The following is a 20603-nucleotide window of genomic DNA, read 5'->3' on the forward strand; positions in this document are numbered from 1 at the left end:
CCGTAGACGGTCCCGCTGATCGCGGGACCTTCCCTTTTCTCCAACCCCAAAGGAACTGCCATGAAACTCTCCCATCTCATCCTCGCCCTCACAGTGTCGATCTCGGGCGCGGCCGTCGCTGCCGACAACCATGGCCACGACGTAAAGCCGATGCACGGTGGTGCTGTCGCCGAAGCCAAGGACGTCGAATACGAATTCGTTGCCAGTGCCGACAAGCTGCAGCTTTATATGCGCGACCATGGAAAGCCAGTTGCCGTGGCGGGGATGACCGCCAAGGTCACTCTGCTGGCTGGCAGCGAGAAGCAGGACGTTCAACTCCAAGCCGGTGACGGCAAGCTGGAAGCCACGGGCAGCTTCAAAGTCCCCGCCGGTACCAAAGCCGTCGTCGCTGTTTCGAAGGCCGGCAAGTCTGTCGCCTCGGTCCGTTTCACGCTGAAGTAACACGAACGCCGCCTGGACCATCGCCCCCGCAGCACTTAAGGGGGCGATTTCGCTGTCTGCGATCAACGGTTCGACACCGTAGTGGCGGGCATGGACCGCCCCTCGGCGCTTTGCATGTTCCCGTCCCCAGGGGCAAAAGGAGCGATCCATGTCAATGCAAGCGGCTGAGGGAGGGCTCTTTGCCAAGCTGTTCTGGATCTGGATCGGCTTGTTGATCTCTGTGTTTGTGTTTTGGCGGCTGCGGCACATGTGGCTCAAACGCCATCCCCCGATGGAAATTCGAACCAAGTACAGCCGGCGCCTGGCCAAGCGACTGAGGGAGCGGCAGGCAGTCCGGTTGAAATGCCGAACTACTGGAAAACCGCAGAACCGGCGCCGACATTGAGCACGAAGGGCCCGAACGCGACCGCAGACAAGCCCAGTCAACGGAGTAACCGGATTCAATCTCAGGAGACAGACCATGGGTAAAGGTTCCGATCACGCCTTGCCGGCGGCGGGAAACGAAAAGGCATTGCGCTACGCGCTGATGCTCACCGGCGGCTTCATGCTGGCCGAAGTTATTGGCGGCGTCATGCTCAATAGCCTGGCTCTGCTGTCCGATGCCGCACACATGTTCACCGACGTGGCGGCTCTGGCCATTGCGCTGGCGGCCATTCGCGTCGGGCGCCGGGCTGTAGACGACCGTCGCACCTTCGGGTATCACCGGTTCGAGATCCTGGCCGCCGCGTTCAACGCCTTGCTCCTGTTTGGCGTCGCGGCCTACATCCTCTACGAGGCGTGGCAACGCTGGAGCAACCCGCCTGCGGTTCAAACCACGGGGGTACTGGTGATCGCCGTCCTTGGCACGATTGTCAACCTCGTGAGCATGCGCCTTCTATCCTCTGGCAAGGATTCCAGCCTCAACGTCAAAGGCGCGTATCTTGAAGTGTGGAGCGACCTGCTCGGCTCGATTGGGGTCATCGTGGGGGCGTTGGTCATTCTGTTCACGGGATGGAACTGGGTAGACACCGTCATTGCCGTAGCTATCGGCCTGTGGGTGCTGCCACGCACCTGGATCCTTCTGAGGGAGACGCTCAACATCCTGCTGGAAGGAGTCCCCGACGGCATCGACCTGCCTCAGTTAAAGCAGGCATTGGCGGATTTGCCAGGGGTGACCTCCGTCCATGAGCTGCATGTCTGGGCAGTGAGCAGCGCCAAGACAAGCCTTAGCGCGCACATTGTCTACAACCCCGAAGCGGCAGACCCCGGGGCCATGCTGGCAGCCATCAATCAGATGCTGGCAAAGCAATTCGAGATCACCCACACCACGATCCAGTTGGAGACCGAAGCGTGCGATAGGGCTGTGGTCGACGCTTCGAATGCGGGTGCGGATCACTGGAAGGCTTCTGTGTGATCCCCGCGCGGATGTCCACCGCCAGTTCATGCTTGCCACAGGTCAGCGCACGCCTGTTGCGCTGGCTGGCGCTGTGTGTCGTGACCGTGCTGGTCGCTGGCTGCGCCACCCCCGTGTATGAGGGCTCCCTGCCATGGGCAGATGGTTGGCGAGTTGGTAAGGTCAGCAGGATTGAAGCCACGGCGCAGGACTTGGCGTTCTATAAGCGCCGATGCATGCCCACACAGCTTGGGCGCGCGCCAGAGCGCTTTGCCATCGTCCAGTGGAGAGAGGTGGGTCGCTCACGCTGGACCGTTGCGCGTCTCCCTGCAGATGTGAGCGTGGTTGCTGGAGAAGCGGTCTACGTTAAGGTATGGGATTGCTCAGCGACCCTGGTAAAGCGGAAAGAAAGCTAGAGCCGCGATGCGGCTCAATTGGGCAGTCGAGACAGCACCGACGCTGGTCCAGCGCAAGCACTCCATACCTTACCGGCGGCACCAGGCCCTCAACCCTTGAACGACCCTGGCGCCCACCCCAAAAGGGCGTGGAATGAGCGCCAAGCCAACTCGCGGGATTCTGAATCGGATGTTCAGAGATCTTGGCCATTGCGGTGGCCCGAATGCGCGGCCGTCGAGCCAGCGTGGTGCGGGTGGTATTGGCCAGGGAAGATTTCGTTGAGTTTGCGACCATCCTCGCCTGCGGCCATCAGGTCGCCGGTATGGATGGCCTGTGCGAGCTCCTCTTTGACCTGCTCACGGGTCTTGCCGGCCTGCGCCACCTTGGCTGGAAACAACTCGGGCTGCAGTTCGTTGAGCTTCGATCCGGACTCGCCGGCGGCAAGCATGTCGCCGGCACGAACGGCCTGTTCCAGTTCAGCCCGCACCTGTTCCCGGGTCTTACCCAGTGCTGGGGTCGTCAACTGATAGCGGCCGGAGTTGAGCTCGCTGACTTTGGCGCCGATTTCCCCGCCTGCCATGATGTCGCCGCTGCGCAGTGCTTGCGAGAGTTCGGCTTTGACTTCATCGCGGGTCTTGGATTTGGCGCCATGGTTTGCATCGAAGGCGAATGCAGGGGCTGCGCTCAGCGCGAGGATGATGATGGTGGTCTTGAGTTTCATGATGGTCCTTGAGGTCAATGGTTAGAGGGAAGCCCGGTTGGGAATTCAGGAGATGCAATCTTTCCTGCACCACGGAGACAAGTCTAAAAAGCTGGCCCCCACACGGCGCTGACCGCTGCATTACAGTTTTGTCAGCACGGTGTCTAAGTGCAGCCACGCTCAACTGCGACCCGTTTGGGGGCCTCCGGCGGTCCGGCTCCGCTTAGCCTCTGGATTGGGAGATCACAAAGGGGGGGCCACCTGTGGACGTAGCCTCCTTGTAAAAACACCCCCTCCCGACGCGTTACATGGCGCCAACCCGGCTTTGGCGGCATTTCGCAGCCATCACAACAGATAAACCCTTATTAACTGCTCCGAATTTTCTAGAAATTTTCCCGTTCCCATCGCAATTAATGGTATGTAATATCATGGTATGTAATACAGTACGAAAAAATCGGAGGAAGCCATGGCCAGAGCGGGGATCTACAAGTCTGAGGTGTTGCGAGCCAGGGATAGGCTGATCAGCCAAGGCAAGTACCCGTCCATCGATGCGGTGCGGGTCGAGCTGGGCAACACCGGCTCCAAGGTGACCATCCACCGGTACCTCAAGGAAATCGAAGACGAGGAAGCCCACGCCACGGCACCCAAAATCAGCATCAGCGACGAGCTCGCTGAACTGGTCGGCCGCCTGTCCGCAAGGTTGGAGCTCGATGCCAACGCACGGGTCGTTGCGCTGATGGAGGAGTTCAACGCCAAGGAGGCGCATTACAAGGCCAGCCTGGAGACCTCCAAGAGCGAAACGGCCGCGGCCAGGCGGCAGCTGGAACAAACCCAGCTTGAGTTGGCCAGGGAACGCGAATCTCTCGAGCACGCCGGCAGGCAGTTGGCCGCCAAGGCGATCGAGCAGGCCCAACTGGTCGAGCAAACGACTCAGCTGCAGACCCGGCTTGCGAGTGCCCAAGCACACAGCCAGTCCCTGGAAGAAAAGCACACCCACGCCAGGGAGGCGCTTGAGCACTTCCGCGATGCGTCCAAGGAGCAGCGCGAGCGCGAGCTACGCCAGCACGAGCACCAACTGCAGTACCTGCAGACGGAACTGACCAAGGCCAATGCGGCCGTTTCGGCCAACCAGCAGCAGATGCGCAACGACCACCAGCAGAACCAGGCGCTCGCGCGCGAACTGGCGCAGCTCAAGTCGCAGTTTCAGCAGCTACAGGCGCAGTTGCAGGGTGCACAGCAGGCTGCCGAAGGCTTCGCGGGCATGCCCCAGCAGTTGGAGGAAATGTCCGCCAAGGCCCTGGGCCAGGAGCAGGACCTTGCCCGCCTGCACACAGAACTGCACCAGGCCACCCAGCGGAACCTGGAGCTGGAGCGGCTGCTCGCCGCGACCGCTGCAGCGGAGTCGGCACGCCAGCAGCTGACAGAGGAACTGATGCGCCGCCTGGACACCCTTCAGGCGCAGCCGGAGCCGCGCGCAGCAAAAGGAAAATGATGGAGAACCCCTTGCGGCAAGTTCGCCATCACGGCCATGTTTGCGTGCCAATGCCACGGCCCTCGATCTAGCCCGGGTGGTCAGCGCGATTGCCGGACGACTCCCAGTCGCGTCGCAAAGAATTCCTTGCTTGCTCAGTCCCTTCGGAGCAAAGTGCGCTGCTGCTTCGCACCCCGCACGCTGCGGTCGACGAGAGTGTCATTATTTCAAGGGAGATCCCATGAAATTGAACCAATGGATCGTTCTGCTCGCGCAGGCTACGGCCTGCATATCCGTCAACGCCTCGAATGTGGACCCGGTCGAGCTCGCAGAGATGAAGAAGATCGCATTCGAGGAGGGGGCGGTGCGTGTGGCCATTGTGGCTTCAAAGTCAGCGCTTCCCCCAACCACCGCGAACGACTATCCGGTCCTGTCCAGAGATCTCAAAACTAGAACCGATTCCATCAAAGCGGAATTGGGAGCCTACATGTACAGTGGAGGTTCTTGGAGCAGCCCCACAGGGCAGTTTGGTTTGACATTGAAAGCAGAAGGACTGGCCATTTTGGAAAGGAGTCCGAACGTCATCTCGTTTCGGCGGGATACCTCTGAAAAGACACGTAGCACCGCGCATGATCTTGATGGCAGCTTGAGTGCGCTGAAAAAAATCATCAAGCAGAATGGAAGTGCGGCAGCAGAGGTGGTATTGAATAGCGCGACGGTGCAGTATCAAATACTGCCAGACGCAACCACGAAGATCATCCCATCCAAAGAGCTGGATGAGGAGTCAGAGCGTTTGATCAGTCAGATAAAAGCGGCAGGTCTCGAATCCAGTCGCTTCGTCGACTCGATCAGTAAAAGCCCGTCGAATCCTGCGTTGGTCTTGGCCGAAATCGACTTGCCAACGCTGATAACGCTGCAGAGCCACCCTGCAGTTCGGTCCCTTCGCCCCCTCGGATACAAGGATCCGCGCGTCGCTAATTGGTCGTCATGGGCGTTGGAGGATGCCGAGCGAGAGGGGACAGTCGAAGTCACCATCATGATCCGGGGTGGGCTCTTCTACACCACAAAGATTCGATGGAACTCGCCGGCAGGCAGGAATCAAGCAAAGGCAAACCGCCAGGCTCTTACCGAGGTTCTGGCGAACGCTGGGATCAAAGCCCAACCGGAACAGTCAGCGCGCGACACCATAGGTTCGGCGCATCTTCGCTTGACGCCTGCGCAATACAAGCGATTGAAGGGCAACGATGATCCACGGATCCTGGAAGTAGCTGCCAACCGATTGGGAGGAGTCAAAGGACTCAGCGGGAGCGTTCCCCTTGTCAACGCGCCCACCGCCTGGAGTTCAGGCTTTACCGGCACCAATCAAGCCATCGTTGTCATCGATGAGGGGATCCGAAAGTCCCATGAGATGTTCACCATGAATGGCGCAACCAAAGTCATCGGAGAAGACTGCTACGGGACCCGCACTATCAGTGGGTGGCGCTCTGTGTGTCCGAATCCAAATGACAACTGGGATAGCCCTGTTGGGACGCCGAATTCCGGTGAGCCAAATCCGAATATTGCGAACTGCCTGAATGTGGACTTCACACAATGTGATCACGGCACTTATATGGCTTCGATTGCCGCCGGCATTGCTTCACCAAACGTCTCGGGTGGAGCGCTGCAAGGGGTAGCACCAGGGGCGCAGTTGTACTCGATGAACGTGTTTTCCTACAACATGATGTCCACACCAAAACAATCGGGCTTCCACATGTCTGATCTGGACTTTGCGTTGGAACGGGTAGTCTATCTTTCAGGCGCGGCGAATGCGGACCCCGACTCACCAGCGCAAATGGTGGTGAACATGAGCATTCGATCTCTACCCACTTATGGCAGTGACTGCGATGCCGCAGCGGGGGCCGTGTGGCTTCAAAATTGGATCGACTACCTCTACAGCGCTGGTGTGCCCGTCGTGTCCATCACGGGCAACTATGGAATTCTGAACGGAATCAGCCATCCCGCCTGTTCAGAAAACGTCATCAAGGTAGCAGGTGTACCGAACGACGGAGTTGGACTGACCCGAGCGAGCTACTCGAATCTTGCAGCCCCAAGCAACTTCACAAAGCCGATATTTTTCGCGCCCGGAGGAGAAAAGCCCGAGTTCGGTGGACCGTTAGTCGGTGCCGGGCGAGCAACGGCCACGGCCACTTTCAGCGGATGGGGCACCTCTCAGGCTGGCGCACATGTGTCTGGACTTGCAGCGCTGTTCAAAAGCCGTTACCCAGTCGCGGGTGTAGATGCCTTTATCGATTGGGTCAATGACTACGCAAGTGTGCCGATGAGCGTCTCCATCCCCGCAGGAACATTTCAGTACCGGCGCATTGCTTATTCAACCGGAGGACCTTAGTCGGCCCTGGCCAGGCATAGGCAACCTGCTGCTACACGGAGCCAAGGTGGCAGCCGTGCCGCCAATAGCAAGACAACCATCACCGTGCGTTTCACCGAAAAGTGATCTCCCGATGAACCGTACCCCTATGCATTGGCCGTCACTGCGCGGCGGGCTGCTGGCGCTGCTGTCGGCCGCGCTGTTCGGCGTGAGCATGCCGCTGGTCCAGCACTTCGGGGCCGGGCTGGGCGCCTTCACCACTGCGGCCCTGCTGTATGCGGGCGCGGCAGCGGTGGGCGCGTTGTCGCGTCAGCGGGTCGAGCAAGAGGCGCGGCTCACGCGCGGCGACATTCCCCGGCTGCTGTCCATGGCCGCCTTTGGTGCCGTACTGGGCCCCGTGGCGATGGCATGGGGGCTGCAGCACACCAGCGGCACCGGCGCCTCGCTGATGCTGACGCTGGAGGCGCTGTTCACGGCCGTGCTGGCGCGCCTGCTGTACGGGGAGACGATGGACCGCCGCGTCTGGGCGGCCATGATTCTGCTGCTGGCCGGGGGCATGGCGCTGGTGATGGGCCAGGGGCAGGCCGGCGGTAGCCAGCTGCTGGGCTTGCTGGCCGTGCTGCTGGCCACGGCCGCCTGGGGTGCGGACAACACACTGTCGCGCGCCCTGGCCGAGCGCGACCCGGGTCAGGTGGTGCTGGGCAAGGCGCTGCTGGGTAGCTGCGCCACCGCAATGCTGGCCTGGGTCTTCGATGACCCGCTGCCTTCGATGGGCGCTGCGCTGGCCTTGCTGGCGGTGGGTGCCACCGGCTACGGGCTGAGCCTGCGCTTTTACCTGCTCGCGCAGCGGGCCTTCGGCGCTGCACGCACGGGCTCGGTGTTCGCGTTTGCGCCCTTCATCGGCGCGGCCCTGGCCATCGCGCTGGGCGACCGCAGCGGCAGCTGGGCCATGGCGGCGGGTGGTGCGCTGATGGTGCTGGGCGTGCTGCTGCACTTGGCCGAGTCGCACGGCCACGAGCACCAGCACGAGGCCATGGAGCACGAGCATGCCCACCGCCACGATGACGGGCACCACAACCACAGCCACGCGGTGATGCCGCAGGGGCCGCACAGCCATGCACACGCGCATGAGCCGCTGCGCCACGTGCACGCCCATGTGCCGGATGCGCACCACCGGCACGGGCATGGATAGATCCAGGCCTTTTCATGGCAAGGTCCCGGTGATCGGATACGCTGTGCATCCTGAATGTTCGCAGGGAATCCCCCATGGGCACTGAAACGCATTGGGAATCGGTCTACGGCACCAAGTCGCCTGAAGCGGTGAGCTGGTATGCGCCGCACCTGCTGCAGTCCCTGCACTATGTCCGCAGGGCGGCCCGCTCGAAGCAGGCGTCCATCATCGACGTGGGCGGGGGCGAGTCCACGCTGGTCGATGACCTCCTGGCCGATGGCTACCAGGACATCACGGTGCTGGACCTGTCGCGTACGGCGCTGGAGGTCACGCAGCTGCGGCTGGGCCCCAGGGCCGCCGAGGTGGCGTGGCTTGCGGCCGATATCCTGGAGGTGGGGCTGCCTGCGGCGTCCGTGGATGTGTGGCACGACCGCGCGGTGTTCCACTTTCTCACCAGCGATGCGCAGCGTGAGCGCTATGTGGCGCAGGTGATGCACGCTCTGAGGCCCGGTGGCTTTGCGATCATCGGCACATTCGGGCCGCAGGGGCCTGAGAAGTGCAGCGGTCTGGAGGTTTCCCGCTATGCGCCCGACGAACTGCACGGTAGGTTTGGCGCACCCTTCGAACTGATCGACAGCCACACCGAGATCCACACCACGCCCTGGGGGGCGCCTCAGCAGTTCGTGTATTGCTTTTGCCGGCACCAAGCGCAATAGTTCCTAAGTGGCTTCGGGCTGCATTCAAAGACGGGCGGTTTTCCGTTAGCTCATCCACGCCCTCCATACCCGTCCCTCCAATCCACTGTGCCAGCGCCTCGATACCGCGACACGTTTCCGCAGCGAGCGCTCTGTGGCACAGAATGAATCCCGCCTGGGATCACTGCTTGTGGAGTTCCAGAGAATTCACCAGGCCCCGGTGGAGGCTCGCGCCACAATGGGCTACGCTGCTTTCAAGCTCTTTGAATGGAGATCGTGGTGCCTAGGACAATGACCCAAATGAAGAAACGCCTGGAAGAGGCGATGAACGACGCTTACGAGGCAGAGGAGATCATTCCACTGTTGAAGGAGGTGATCGCCAAATTCGAATTGGTGCCGGGCGACTTGTTTGAAGTGGCTGCACTTGAAACGAAAGCTGTTCCGAGTCTGCCCCCCCCAAGTCCTAAGCCTCTAAGCAGTCAGATGGGCATGTACCAAGATGATCAGGGCAACACATGGGGCGGCAAAGGCCGTCGCCCCAACTGGTTGAACGACGCCCTGGAACACGGCAAGCGCCTTGAAGATTTTTTGGTCCGCGGGAGGCGTCTCCGCGGCGCTAAGTAGTTGTGCTCTAAGGGAATTTTGACTCAGGATTCTGATCCTGCACAAAAACCGACATTACCCCTGCGCTTGCGTGTGGCCTTGGCGGGTGCCGCAGCGGCCGGCGCGCCGATCAGTTGCTCCACCAGCAGGCGCACATGGCCCTGCATGACTGGTATGGCCTTGGCATCGCCAGCCATGTGCCGCAGCAGGCACTGCTGGAAGACGCCGTCGAACAGGGCGTAGGTGAGGTCGATGGGCGCGCGCACCGGCAGGCTGGCCAGTTCGGACATGCGCGTGAGTACGCGCCAGACCATGTTCGCCAGGCTCTTGTCGATGGCTTCCACATCGGCGCGCAGGGCGTCCTCGAACAGCGACTGCGAACGGATGTCGTACCAGAGCCGGTGCATGGGCGCTTCACTGCGCACCGTCTCGCCCAGCACCGCCACGAAGCCATCGACCAGCTCGCCGAAGGTGGTGGAGTTGTTCGTCACCTCGTCATAGCGCGTGACGCAGCGCGCCTTGTACTGGCGCACGCTGCACAGGATGAGGTCGAGCTTGTCGGTGAAGTAGTAGTGCAGCACACCGTGCGAGAACGCGGAGTTTTGCGCGATCTCGCGCAGGCTGGTGCGGGCATAGCCCAGTTCGGCCAGCGTCTGCAGCGCGGCCTCGCCCAGTTCGGCGCGGCGCTCGGCGTATTTGTCACGGCGGGGGGCTCTTTCCATCGCGCCATTGTAGGCAGCGCCGGGCACTTCGCCATGTCTTTTCATGCATGGGCTGCGGCAGGTCGATTGAATTTATGACAACTGTCAAGAAAATGTCTTGACAGTTGTCAAGTCGATTCCCAGAATCAATCCCGTTCCTCGAAGAACACGATCTGCGAATCAGCGATCTCTACCTATCCATCAGGAGACAAGACAATGACGAAGTTCGATTTGACCGGCCGCAAGGCCCTGGTCACCGGCGGCGCGCGCGGCCTCGGTGAAGGCATGGCCCAGGCACTCGCTGCAGCCGGGGCCTCGGTGATGATTGGCGACGTGCTCACGTCGCTGGGCCAGGAGGCGGCAGGCAAGCTGCCGGTGACCGGCGGGGCCAAGGCCGGCTTCGTGAAGCTCGACGTGACGCAGGAGGCCGACTGGGCCGCCGCCGTGCAGGCCACGGTCGATACATTGGGCGGCTTCGACATCCTCATCAACAACGCCGGCATCGAGGTCACGGCCCTGGTGACCGAGATCGAGCCCGATGCGTTGCGCCGCATGCTCGACGTGAACATCGTGGGCACGGCACTGGGCCTCAAGCACGCCTTCCGGACCATGCGCCCGGACGGCGCTGCAGGCAAGGGCGGGGCGGTGGTCAACATCTCTTCGGTCGCCGCCACCATTGCCTTCCCGGCGATCGCCGGCTACTCGGCTACCAAGTCGGCCGTGGACCGGCTGACCCGCGTGGCCGCCATGGAGTCGGGCAAGCTCGGCTACGGCGTGCGTGTGAACTGCATCTACCCCGGCCTGGTGCCCACCGAGATGGGCATGAAGCTGGCCGCCGACGTGGTCGCCGCCGGCCTGTTCGCGTCGCCCGAGGCCGCCGTGGGCGCCATCATCGAGCAGACGCCCTCGGGCCGCCTGGGCGAGGTGGCCGACATGGCCGATGCCGTGGTCTTCCTCTGTTCCGACGCTGCGCGCTTCATCAACGGCGCCGGCTTGCCGGTCGACGGCGGCATGGGCATGTGAGCAGCACACCAGGAGACAACAACATGGCCAACAACACCAAGAAACCCGTCGTGGTCTACGGCGCCTCCGGCTACACCGGCCGGCTGGTCTGCGAATACCTGCGCGAGTACAACATCCCCTTCATCGCCGCCGGCCGCAGCAAGGACAAGCTCGACGAGGCGATGCAATCGCATGTGCCCGGCATCGAAACCGCCAGCTACGAGGTGGTCGAGGTGGCGCATACGCGGGAGGCGCTCACGGCGCTGTTCGAGGGCGCCTCGGTCGTGCTCAACACCGTGGGGCCGTTCGCCAAGTTCGGCCATGAGGTGGTGCAGGCCTGCCTGGCCGCGAAATGCCACTACACCGACACCACGGGCGAGCAGGACTGGTTGATCACGCTGGATGCCGAGTACGGTGCACAGTTCGCCGCCGCCGGCCTGCTGCTGTCGCCGGGCCTGGCGCAGATGTACACCACGGGCGAGATCGCTGCGCAGCTGTGCCTGGAGACCCCTGGGCTCGATACCCTGGACATCGCGGTGTTCTGGGGCGGCAGTCCCACGGTGGCCTCCACCCAGACCATCCTGGTCAACGCCGCCACGTCCAAGGCCTACTACCTGGAGCAAAACCAGTATGTGGAGTGGCAGCCCGACGCCGGCCTCTACAGTCTGGCCATCCCCGGCCAGCACGAGGCAGCACTGGCATTGCCCTGGGGCGGCACCTCGCACCCCGTGTGGTTCAAGAAGGACCCGCGCGTGGCCAACGTCAAGGTACTGGGCGGCGTATTCAACAAGCCGCTGATGCTGGGCGTGCCGCAGATCGTGGCCGCCGCGCTCAAGGCCACCGAGGGCATGAACGACGACGACCGCTACGCCGCCCTGGCGCAGACGGCCGCCGCCGTCATGGGCTCCATGCCGCCGCGCGAGAACCCCCGCATCAACAAGTCGGTGGATTCGGTGCATGCCTCGGGGCCGCTGGCGCGGGCGCACTGCGTGATCTACGGCAACTGCAACTACAAGCAGACCGGGCTGATGCAGGCCTTTGCTGCCGCCTCGCTGCTGCAGCAGGCGCCCCGGCGCGTAGGCTTTGCCTCGGGCTGCCAGGCCTTTGGCCACCACGAACTGCTGGGCGCGCTGCGCAGCTTCGGCCTGGTGCAGCCGCCGGTGCTCACGGTGCACCGCTGAGCGGGCCCCGCCATGCGCCTGATCGACTACCTCGACAAGGGGGCCATGCTGGGCGAAGGGTCGCCGTGCCTGACCATGGGCACGGCCGACCTCTCGTACGGCGACGTGCAGCGCACCAGCCACCGCGTGGCGCGGGCGCTGCAGCGCTCGGGCATCGCGCCGGGCGACAAGGTGGCGGTGCTCTCCAGCAACGACGCCCTGGCCTTTGCCTGCGTGTTCGGCATCTCGCGCGCAGGTGCCGTGTGGTGCCCGGTGAACCCGCGCAACGAGGCGTCCGAAAACCGCTTTGTGCTCGACGCCTTCGACTGCAGTTGCCTCATCTTCCACAGCGCCTATGCGCCGATGGTGGAGCAGATGCGCGCGCAACTGCCCAAGGTGCGCCAGTTGGTCTGCCTGGATGCGGCATTCGGGTGGGCACCCTCCTGGGCGCAGTGGGTGGAGGGCGTGGGCGACGAACCCATCGCCATCGCCCCCGTGGACGACCTGGCGATGATCGCCGGCACCGGCGGCACCACAGGCCAGCCCAAGGGCGTCATGCTCTCGGGCCGCAACCTGGAGACCATGTCTGCGCTGACCCTGATGGGCTACCCGTTCGATGGCCGGCCGGTCTACCTGGCGCTGGCACCGCTGACCCACGCGGCCGGGGTGCTGTGCCTGCCGGTGATGGCTCTGGGTGGGCGTGTGGTCATCATGCCCAAGCCCGACCTGGGCGACTTCCTCGCATTGATCGAACGGCATCGGGTGACGCACACCTTCCTGCCGCCCACGCTGATCTACATGCTGCTGCAGCACGAGAAGCTGGCCAGCACGAAGCTCGATTCGCTGCAGTGCTTCTGGTACGGGGCGGCACCGATCTCGGCGGCGCGGCTCGAAGAAGCGCTCACGGCCATCGGCCCGGTGATGGCCCAGCTCTTTGGGCAGACCGAGGCGCCGATGATGATCTCCATGATGGCACCGCGCGAGCATTTCCACGCGGACGGCTCGGTGGCGCGTGAGAGACTGTCCAGTGCCGGCCGGCCCGGCCCGCTGGTGCAGGTGGCGACCATGGATGCCGACGGCAAGCTGCTTGCTGCAGGCGAGACCGGCGAGATCGTGGTGCGCAGCTCGCTGGTGATGATGGGCTACTACAAGGATCCCAAGGCCACCGCCGAAGCAGGCAAGGGCGGCTGGCACCACACGGGCGACATCGGACGGGTGGATGCCGACGGCTACTTGTTCATCGTCGATCGCGCCAAGGACATGATCATCACCGGCGGCTTCAACGTCTACTCGGTCGAGGTAGAGCAGGCCCTGATGCAGCACCCCGACGTGCAGGACAGCGCCGTCATCGGCCTGCCCGACGACAAGTGGGGCGAGAAGGTGGTGGCCGTGCTGCAGCTGCATGCCGGCCGTGCGGTGCAGCCCGAGGACATCATGGCCTTCGTCAAGGCGCGCATCGGCAGCGTGAAGGCGCCCAAGCTGGTGGAGATCTGGCCCGATTTGCCGCGCTCCAAGGTGGGCAAGGTGATGAAGAAGGACATCCGCGCCGCCGTTCTGGCGCGCTGAGAAAGCAGGCTATGGCTACGGCACACAAGGCATTCATCGCGGGCGTGGGCATGATCCCGTTCGCCAAACCGGGCGCCAGCGCACCCTACCCGGAGATGGCAGGCCAGGCCGGGCGGCTGGCGCTGCAGGACGCGGGCATCGCCTACGGCGCCATCGAACAGGCCTATGTCGGCTACGTCTACGGCGATTCCACCAGCGGCCAGAAGGCCGTCTATGGCCTGGGCATGACCGGCATTCCGGTCTTCAACGTCAACAACAACTGCTCGACCGGCTCCACGGCACTGTTCCTCGCGCGCCAGGCCATAGCGAGCGGCGCGGCCGAATGCGTGGTGGCCCTGGGCTTCGAACAGATGAGCCCGGGCGCCCTCGGCACCGTGTTCAATGACCGGCCCAGCCCCTTCGAGGACTTCGACCGCGAGGCTGCCGAGCTGGTCGGCATGCCCGAGTTGCCCCTGGCGCTGCGCTACTTTGGCGGGGCAGGGCAGAGCCATATGCACAAGTACGGCACGCCGCTCGAATCTTTTGCCAAGGTGCGCGCCAAGGCCAGCCGCCACGCCGCGCGCAACCCGCTGGCGCTGTTGCGCAAGGAGCTGTCGGTGCAGGACGTGATGAACGCGCCCATGCTCTGGCCCGGCGTGCTCACCCGGCTCATGGCCTGCCCGCCGACCTGCGGCGCGGCGGCGGCGGTGCTGGTGTCCGAAGGCTTTGCCAGACGCCACGGCTTGCGCACCGACGTGTTCATTGCCGCCCAGGCCATGACCACCGACCGGCCCGATGCCTTCGACAGCCACGACATGATGAACCTGGTGGGCTACGGCATGACGGCAGCGGCAGCGCACAAGGTATATGAGCAGGCCGGCATCGGCCCCGAAGACCTGGACGTGGTGGAACTGCACGACTGCTTTGCGCAGAACGAACTCATCAGCTACGAGGCCCTGGGCCTGTGCCCGCCGGGTGGCGCGGCCGCCTTCATAGATGCGGGCGACAACACCTATGGCGGCAGGGTGGTCACCAACCCTTCGGGTGGGCTGCTATCCAAGGGCCATCCGCTCGGTGCCACGGGACTGGCCCAGTGCTACGAGCTCACGCACCAGTTGCGCGGCACGGCCGAGGACCGCCAGGTGCCCGGCGCACGCACCGCACTGCAGCACAACCTGGGCCTGGGAGGGGCCTGCGTGGTGACCCTGTACCAATCGGCCTGAAGCCGATCAGGCCGTAGCCGCTGTTTTGCCCCGGGGCTTCGGGGCGGCTGCTGCCTTTGCGCAATCGGCGCAGCGGCCGTACAAGGTCAGTTCGTGCCGCTCCACCGTGAAACCCTTGGGCGCCAGGTCACGCAGGTCGCCGGGGCAGTTGTGCACGTCGAACGCGCGCGAGCACGCCGTGCACTGAAAGTGGTGGTGGTGGCCATGGTCGTGCTCGGCGGCTTCGTACCTCGGGCTTTCGCCTGGCAGGTGCACGGCCTGCAGCGATCCATCCTCCAGCAGCGCCTTGATGTTGCGGTAGACCGTGGCCATGCCCAGCCCCTGCACGGCTTCGCGTGCGCTCTCCAGCACCTCCTGCGGCGTGAGTGGGCGTTGGGCGTCTGCAATGGCCGCCAGGATGGCGGTGCGTTGCCGGGTGGATCGTTCCATGGGGTGGGGCCGGTGCCGCAGGACTTGTTGTTGATAACCAATTATCAGGGAAACCTCAGGTGCACGCCTGTGCCACGCAAGGCAACTCCCTGAATACAAGGCAGCAGCATTTTTCCGCTCGGTCACTATTAATAATGAAGAAAATTCATTATCTTTTGTGAGTGTCGAATTTTGACTGGGTCTTCCAGTGCCTGCTCATCGATTTCTGAAGCGCTGGTGTCGGCATAGAAAGGCGGCCCATCGTCGGCAATGGATGACAGGCGGGCGGCGGTGGGCTGGCAAGAATGGTGCATTCCCCTTAGGAGTAGCCCATGCGCACCACACCGCTCCCCAAAGCCGAAGTCGACAAGGCCGAACGCAAGATCGACAACATTCTGGAAGACCTGGAGGAAGAGACACACTCGGAAGTGCAGGACATTGACCTCGAAGAGGTTGTCGAAACCGACCCTGCCACCGGTCAACCGGGCGTGCACAAGACCGTGGATGTCACCGTACAGCCCCGGCCGCAGCGCAAGTGGCTCAAGTAAAGGGGGCGGTGCCATGAAGAAATCCACCGCATCCCCGCGCAAGAGTGCCTCTGTGGAGCAGACCGCCAAGAAGCAAAAACGCATCCAGGCCGAGCAGGATGCCAAGGACGCCTCCAAAAAGAAGGCATCTGCAAGCAAGAAGCTGGCTCAACCGAAGAAAAAGGCCGTGGCCCCGGGCCCTGGTCGGGCCGAACCCGGGACGCCCCTGCCCAGCCAGCCGCTGGCCAAGCCCGGCATCGAGGCGCGCATGGCTCTGCCTCCGCGTTTCGAGGCCCCGCACTACAAGGGCAGCGGCAAGCTCGAAGGCATGTCGGCCCTCATCACCGGCGGCGACTCGGGCATCGGTCGGGCCGTGGCCGTGCTGTTCGCGCGCGAGGGCGCCGACGTGGCCATCGTCTACCTCAACGAGCACGAAGATGCGAAGCGCACCATCGAACTGGTGAAGGCGGAAGGCCGGCGCTGCGTCGCCATCTCCGGCGACGTGAAAAGCGCACGCTTTTGCAAAGGTGCCGTTGCCAAGACCGTCAAGGCCTTTGGCAAGCTCAACCTGTTGGTGAACAATGCGGCCTTCCAGGAGCATGCCAGCTCGCTCGAAGACCTGACCGAAGAGCGTTTCGACGAGACCTTCAGGACCAACATCTACGGCTACTTCCACATGGCCAAGGCTGCGCTGCCGCACCTCAACCGGGGCGATGCCATCATCAACACAGGTTCCGTCACAGGCCTGCGCGGCAGCAAGGAGTTGCTCGACTATTCGGCCACCAAGGGCGCCATCCACGCCTTCACCAAAGCCCTGGCGCACAACCTGGCCGACAAGGGCATCCGCGTGAACGCCGTAGCCCCAGGCCCGGTATGGACACCGCTGAACCCGGCCGACAAGACGCCCGAAGACATCGCCCAGTTCGGCGCCAGCACGCAGATGGGGCGGCCCGCGCAGCCCGAGGAGATTTCGCCGGCCTATGTGTTCCTGGCCGCGCCGTGCTGCTCGAGTTACATCACCGGCATCGTTTTGCCCATCACCGGCAATGCAGGCGACGGGGGCTAAGGCTCCGCTCAATTGCGGATGTTCGCGAACTCCACCACGCGCCTGAACTTCTGGATCTCAGCCTGCAGGAAGGGCACGAAATCCGTGCCTTCCATCATGGTCAAGCCCGCGGCTTCGAGCGTCTTGCGCAGTTCGGGCGCCTTGAGCAACTGCTGCAAGTCCTCGCGCAACCGGGTGGTGGTGGCCGGCGGCAGCTTGCCGGGGCCCAGCAGGCCGAACCAGACACCTGCATCGACCCCCTTGAACCGCGCATTCTCTGCCAGGGCCGGGATCTGGGGCGCCGCCGCAGAGCGCTCCAGCTTTGTCACGCCAATGGCCTTGACCTTGCCGTCCTTGATATGGGGCAGGGCGCTGGAAAGCACCATCACCGCAAAGTCCACGTCGCCGCTGTCCAGATTCGCGAGCATGGCACCGGCACCGCGCGAAGGCACATGCGCCATGCGCACCCCTGATTGCTGGCGAATGGTCTCGCCCGCCAGGTGCAGCGGTGTACCCATGCCCGACGAGGCATAGCGCATGGGCGCGGGCGCCTCGGCCGTGGCGCGCAGGAATTCCTCGATGCTGGCCACCGGCGTCTTCCTGCCGGCCACCAGCACCAGCGGCTGGCTGCCGATAAGGCCGATGGGCGTGGAGTCCTTGAGCGGGTTGTAGCCGTCGCGCCGGCGGCTCACCAGGTGGTTGATGCCCACCTCGGCGGGCGAGCCAAGCAGCAGTGTGTGCCCGTCCGGCTCGGCCAGGGCCACCCGGGCCGCGGCCAGCGCTCCGCTGGTGCCAGGGATGTTCTCCACGTTCACCGGCTGGCCCAGCCGGCGCGACAGGCCGGGCGCAATGGCCCGTGCCACCAGGTCCACGCTGCCGCCTGCCGGGTAGCCCACCACCAGGGTGATGGCCTTCCACGGGTAGTCCTGCGCCCAGGCCGCCATGCTGGACAGGGCCAGCACATGCACTGAAACAACGGTCCGGACCTTCTTCAAAATCATCGTGTCCATGGTATCCCTGTGGGTGAATTGGGTTACCCATGGTTACATTCGATGCAAAGGTGCGAGGTGCCGCTTTGGCACCGGTTGGTGCCGAATGGCTCCATTGGGAGCCGCTGTCCGCAAGGGGCGATGCGGCGCGACTACGCCGCGCGCTTGACCAGCGCGGGCTCAGCGCGGTAGCGGGCGGCAAACAGCCGCTTGAGGTGCGCCACCTTGGGCAGGTCGTTGACCACGATGTAGGGGTGGCGCGGGTTCTCGGTCAGAAAATCCTGGTGGTAGGCCTCGGCCGCGAAGAAGCTCGGGCCGCTTTCGATGCGCGTGGCGATGGGTTTCTTGAACACCTTGAGCGCATCGAGCTGGGCGATGTAGGCGCGCGCCACCTTTTCCTGCTCGGGGCTGGCGGCAAAGATGGCCGAGCGGTACTGCGTGCCCGAATCCGGCCCCTGGCGGTTGAGCTGGGTCGGATCGTGCACCACCGAAAAGAAGATCTGCAGCAGGGCGCCGTAGCTCACCTGTGCGGGGTCGTAGCTGATCTCCACCGATTCGGCGTGCGCCGTGCGCCCGCTGCTCACCAGGCTGTAGGTGGCCGTGGCGGCCGAGCCGCCGCTGTAGCCCGACACGGCTTTCTGCACCCCCTGGACATGCTGGAACACGCCCTGCACGCCCCAGAAGCAGCCGCCTGCGAAGATGGCCTTTTCCACCTTGGCATTGCCGGCGGGCAGGTCCTGCGCGGGAGGCGGGATCACCACGGCCTCTTCGGCGGAGTGGGCCAGGTTCTGGAACAGCAGGGCGCCGCCGGCCAGCGTGGCGCCACCGGCCAGAAGCTGCAGCAGGCCGCGCCGGCTGGGAGTGGATGCCGTGGAAGGGGTCGTTTTCATGGTGAGAGCGCCTTTATGGAAGGGGGTGGGAGTGTGATGCGGGTTCGCAGGAAATGTGCTCAACCGAAGGTAAAGGCGTAGGCGTCGACAGGGGCATCCAGGAATTCGATGCTGAAGGTGCGTTCGCGCACCTCGCCGCCCTGGCGCACCAGCTGGTACAGGCGCTGGTCGGTCACCGTGCCTATGCCGTCGGCGGCCACGTCGATGCCACGCGATTCGCCAGGGGCCTGGCCATCGACCGTGACCTTGAAGCGCACGGGCTTGCCGCCGGTGCCCGGCCCCAGCACCAGGTGCAGGTCCCGCGCCTGGAAGCGGTAGACGATGCGGCCGCTGCCGGCAGCCAGGGTGGCACGCTCGGCGCCCACCGTCCACTGGCCGGCCAGGCCCCAGGCATTGAGCGCCGGGCGGGCGGGGGCGGTATAGGTGGCCGCCCGGTCGCGCACCGCAGGCTCGGCCGAGGCGAAATGCTCGGCCCGCTCATAGCCCAGGTAGGTTTCTTGCGAGCGCACCGCGCCGAGGTCGGCCGGCTGGTGCACGCCCTGGGCGGCCACCTGGGCCAGGCCGTCCCGCACCGGTGTTGCGGCGGTGCCGGCCTCGCGCAGCAGTTGCTGGATGGCGCGCTCCGACTCGGCATAGTTGCCCTCGCCGAAGTGGTGGTAGCGCATGCGGCCCTGGGCGTCGATCAGGTAGTGCGCGGGCCAGTAGCGGTTCTGGAAGGCGCGCCAAATGGCGTAGTTGTTGTCGATGGCTACGGGGTAGGTGATGCCCAGGTCGCGCACGGCCTTGGCCACATTGGCGGCGTCGCGCTCGAAGGCGAACTCGGGCGCATGCACGCCGACCACCACCAGGCCCTGGTCCTTGTACTTCTCGGCCCAGGCCTTCACATAAGGCATGGCGCGCAGGCAGTTGATGCACGAATAAGTCCAGAAATCCACCAACACCACTTTGCCGCGCAGGCCGGCCGTGGTGAGCGCGGGCGAGTTGAGCCATTGCACGGCACCGTCGAGCGAGGGCACCTCGCCCTGGTCCGGCAAGCGCCCGGCCGCAGCGTTGCCGACAGCCATCATGGAAGGGCCGGCCCCTTCGGCGCCAGCGGCTGCCATCATGGCACCGCCGCCTTGCATCATCATCGACGGGCCGCCGCCCATGGCCATGGCGCCGCCCTGGGGTTCGTTGCCCAGCCGGTTCACCAGGGCCTGCTCGATACCCCCGGTGGATGCCGTCGACAGCCGGGCCAGCACCCCTGTGTCCAGCCCCAGCGCAATCGCGGCGACACCGGCCAGCATCGCGGCGCCCAGGCCGCGGCGCACCCACTCGCCCACACCCAGCGAGCGCTTGAGTGCGGCAAACACCCGGCCACCGAGCAGCAGGGCCGCCGCCATCGACGTGGCCGCGCCGGCCGCATAGGCCAGCAACAGCAGGCTGGTGCCCACGCTGGCACCCTTCAGTGCGGCGCCCGTCAGGATCAGGCCGAGCACCGGCCCGGCGCAGGGGGCCCACAGCAGGCCCGTGGCCACGCCGAGCAACAGCGAAGCGCCCACGCGCGGCTGGCCATCGCCCTGGGCCGTCTGCGACAGGCGGTCGCCCGCAGCGACCAGGGGGCGCGCCATGCGGTCGGCGAGGCCCGGCCACACCAGGGCCAGGCCGAACACCGCCACCAGCACCAGTGCTGCCCAGCGGCCATACTGGTTGGCGGCCACCACCCAGCCGCCGCCCACGGCGGCCAGCGTGGCCACGGCCGCGAAGGTCAGCGCCATGCCGGCCAGCAAGGGCAGGCCGCTGCGCACGAACGGCTGGCTGGCACGCGAGAAGACAAACGGCAGCACGGGCAGGATGCAGGGGCTGACGATGGTCAGCACACCGCCCAGGTAGGCCAAAAGGATGAGCAGCATGGCGTCG

The 20603-nt window shown here is 64.5% G+C and carries 19 protein-coding genes; 13 read left to right on the forward strand and 6 right to left on the reverse strand.

Features of this window, described 5'->3' with window-relative positions; genetic code table 11:
• Positions 1 to 60: 60 nt before the first annotated feature.
• Both ASE28_RS16150 and ASE28_RS16155 read left to right on the forward strand, forming a co-directional pair.
• On the forward strand, positions 61 to 441 hold the full coding sequence (locus tag ASE28_RS16150) for a hypothetical protein (protein WP_057267510.1): 381 nt from the start codon (positions 61 to 63) through the stop codon (positions 439 to 441).
• 460 nt (positions 442 to 901) lie between these two features.
• A complete protein-coding gene (locus ASE28_RS16155; protein ID WP_057267511.1) occupies positions 902 to 1834 on the forward strand; it encodes a cation diffusion facilitator family transporter in 933 nt (310 codons plus the stop codon).
• Positions 1835 to 2402: 568 nt separating this feature from the next.
• Here ASE28_RS16155 and ASE28_RS16160 read toward each other — a convergent pair.
• Entirely contained in the window at positions 2403 to 2930 is a 528-nt protein-coding gene (locus ASE28_RS16160; protein WP_057267512.1) for a DUF4148 domain-containing protein, read from the reverse strand.
• Positions 2931 to 3375: 445 nt separating this feature from the next.
• Between ASE28_RS16160 and ASE28_RS16165 the strand changes: the two genes are divergently transcribed.
• From ASE28_RS16165 to ASE28_RS16180, 5 genes are all read left to right on the forward strand, one after another.
• The gene (locus ASE28_RS16165; protein WP_057267513.1) at positions 3376 to 4401 is read left to right on the forward strand and encodes a DNA-binding protein; all 1026 of its coding nucleotides are present in this window, start codon (positions 3376 to 3378) and stop codon (positions 4399 to 4401) included.
• A gap of 220 nt (positions 4402 to 4621) precedes the next feature.
• Entirely contained in the window at positions 4622 to 6766 is a 2145-nt protein-coding gene (locus ASE28_RS31455) for a S8 family serine peptidase (protein ID WP_082608097.1), read from the forward strand.
• Positions 6767 to 6878: 112 nt separating this feature from the next.
• A complete protein-coding gene (locus ASE28_RS16170) occupies positions 6879 to 7937 on the forward strand; it encodes a DMT family transporter (protein ID WP_057267514.1) in 1059 nt (352 codons plus the stop codon).
• 74 nt (positions 7938 to 8011) lie between these two features.
• Entirely contained in the window at positions 8012 to 8632 is a 621-nt protein-coding gene (locus ASE28_RS16175) for a class I SAM-dependent methyltransferase (protein WP_057267515.1), read from the forward strand.
• A 279-nt stretch (positions 8633 to 8911) separates the two neighbouring features.
• Positions 8912 to 9235, forward strand: a complete 324-nt coding sequence (locus ASE28_RS16180) for an H-NS family nucleoid-associated regulatory protein (RefSeq protein WP_082608124.1) — start codon at positions 8912 to 8914, stop codon at positions 9233 to 9235.
• A gap of 23 nt (positions 9236 to 9258) precedes the next feature.
• On the opposite strand, the gene ASE28_RS16185 is transcribed toward ASE28_RS16180, so the two are convergent.
• Positions 9259 to 9936: a TetR/AcrR family transcriptional regulator gene (locus ASE28_RS16185; protein ID WP_200963955.1), complete on the reverse strand. Its 678-nt coding sequence runs from the start codon at positions 9934 to 9936 to the stop codon at positions 9259 to 9261.
• A 195-nt stretch (positions 9937 to 10131) separates the two neighbouring features.
• On the opposite strand from ASE28_RS16185, the gene ASE28_RS16190 reads away from it, so the two are divergent.
• From ASE28_RS16190 to ASE28_RS16205, 4 genes are read left to right on the forward strand one after another with little or no spacing between them, the layout of a single operon-like run.
• On the forward strand, positions 10132 to 10938 hold the full coding sequence (locus ASE28_RS16190; RefSeq protein ID WP_057204391.1) for an SDR family NAD(P)-dependent oxidoreductase: 807 nt from the start codon (positions 10132 to 10134) through the stop codon (positions 10936 to 10938).
• A 23-nt stretch (positions 10939 to 10961) separates the two neighbouring features.
• Complete coding sequence (locus ASE28_RS16195) at positions 10962 to 12098, forward strand: DUF5938 domain-containing protein (RefSeq protein ID WP_057267518.1); 1137 nt, start codon at positions 10962 to 10964, stop codon at positions 12096 to 12098.
• A 12-nt stretch (positions 12099 to 12110) separates the two neighbouring features.
• Positions 12111 to 13643, forward strand: coding sequence for an AMP-binding protein (locus ASE28_RS16200; RefSeq protein ID WP_057267519.1), 1533 nt, complete (start codon positions 12111 to 12113; stop codon positions 13641 to 13643).
• Between the two features lie 11 nt (positions 13644 to 13654).
• Positions 13655 to 14845 (forward strand): lipid-transfer protein, encoded by a 1191-nt coding sequence (locus ASE28_RS16205; protein WP_057267520.1) that lies wholly within the window; start codon positions 13655 to 13657, stop codon positions 14843 to 14845.
• 6 nt (positions 14846 to 14851) lie between these two features.
• On the opposite strand, the gene ASE28_RS16210 is transcribed toward ASE28_RS16205, so the two are convergent.
• On the reverse strand, positions 14852 to 15274 hold the full coding sequence (locus ASE28_RS16210; RefSeq protein ID WP_057267521.1) for a Fur family transcriptional regulator: 423 nt from the start codon (positions 15272 to 15274) through the stop codon (positions 14852 to 14854).
• A 311-nt stretch (positions 15275 to 15585) separates the two neighbouring features.
• Between ASE28_RS16210 and ASE28_RS16215 the strand changes: the two genes are divergently transcribed.
• Together ASE28_RS16215 and ASE28_RS16220 are read left to right on the forward strand one after the other, a co-directional pair.
• Positions 15586 to 15801: a hypothetical protein gene (locus ASE28_RS16215; RefSeq protein WP_057267522.1), complete on the forward strand. Its 216-nt coding sequence runs from the start codon at positions 15586 to 15588 to the stop codon at positions 15799 to 15801.
• 13 nt (positions 15802 to 15814) lie between these two features.
• A complete protein-coding gene (locus ASE28_RS16220; RefSeq protein ID WP_057267523.1) occupies positions 15815 to 16846 on the forward strand; it encodes an SDR family oxidoreductase in 1032 nt (343 codons plus the stop codon).
• 8 nt (positions 16847 to 16854) lie between these two features.
• On the opposite strand, the gene ASE28_RS16225 is transcribed toward ASE28_RS16220, so the two are convergent.
• The 3 genes from ASE28_RS16225 to ASE28_RS16235 all read right to left on the reverse strand — a co-directional run bounded on the left by ASE28_RS16225 (position 16855) and on the right by ASE28_RS16235 (position 20596).
• Complete coding sequence (locus ASE28_RS16225) at positions 16855 to 17835, reverse strand: tripartite tricarboxylate transporter substrate binding protein (protein WP_235516145.1); 981 nt, start codon at positions 17833 to 17835, stop codon at positions 16855 to 16857.
• Between the two features lie 131 nt (positions 17836 to 17966).
• Positions 17967 to 18704: a peptide-methionine (S)-S-oxide reductase MsrA gene (gene msrA / locus ASE28_RS16230; RefSeq protein WP_057267525.1), complete on the reverse strand. Its 738-nt coding sequence runs from the start codon at positions 18702 to 18704 to the stop codon at positions 17967 to 17969.
• 59 nt (positions 18705 to 18763) lie between these two features.
• Entirely contained in the window at positions 18764 to 20596 is a 1833-nt protein-coding gene (locus ASE28_RS16235) for a cytochrome c biogenesis protein DipZ (protein ID WP_057267526.1), read from the reverse strand.
• Between the last annotated feature and the right edge of the window lie 7 nt (positions 20597 to 20603).

Origin of the sequence: Acidovorax sp. Root219 (assembly GCF_001428665.1) — a bacterium.
GTDB lineage: Bacteria > Pseudomonadota > Gammaproteobacteria > Burkholderiales > Burkholderiaceae_C > Acidovorax.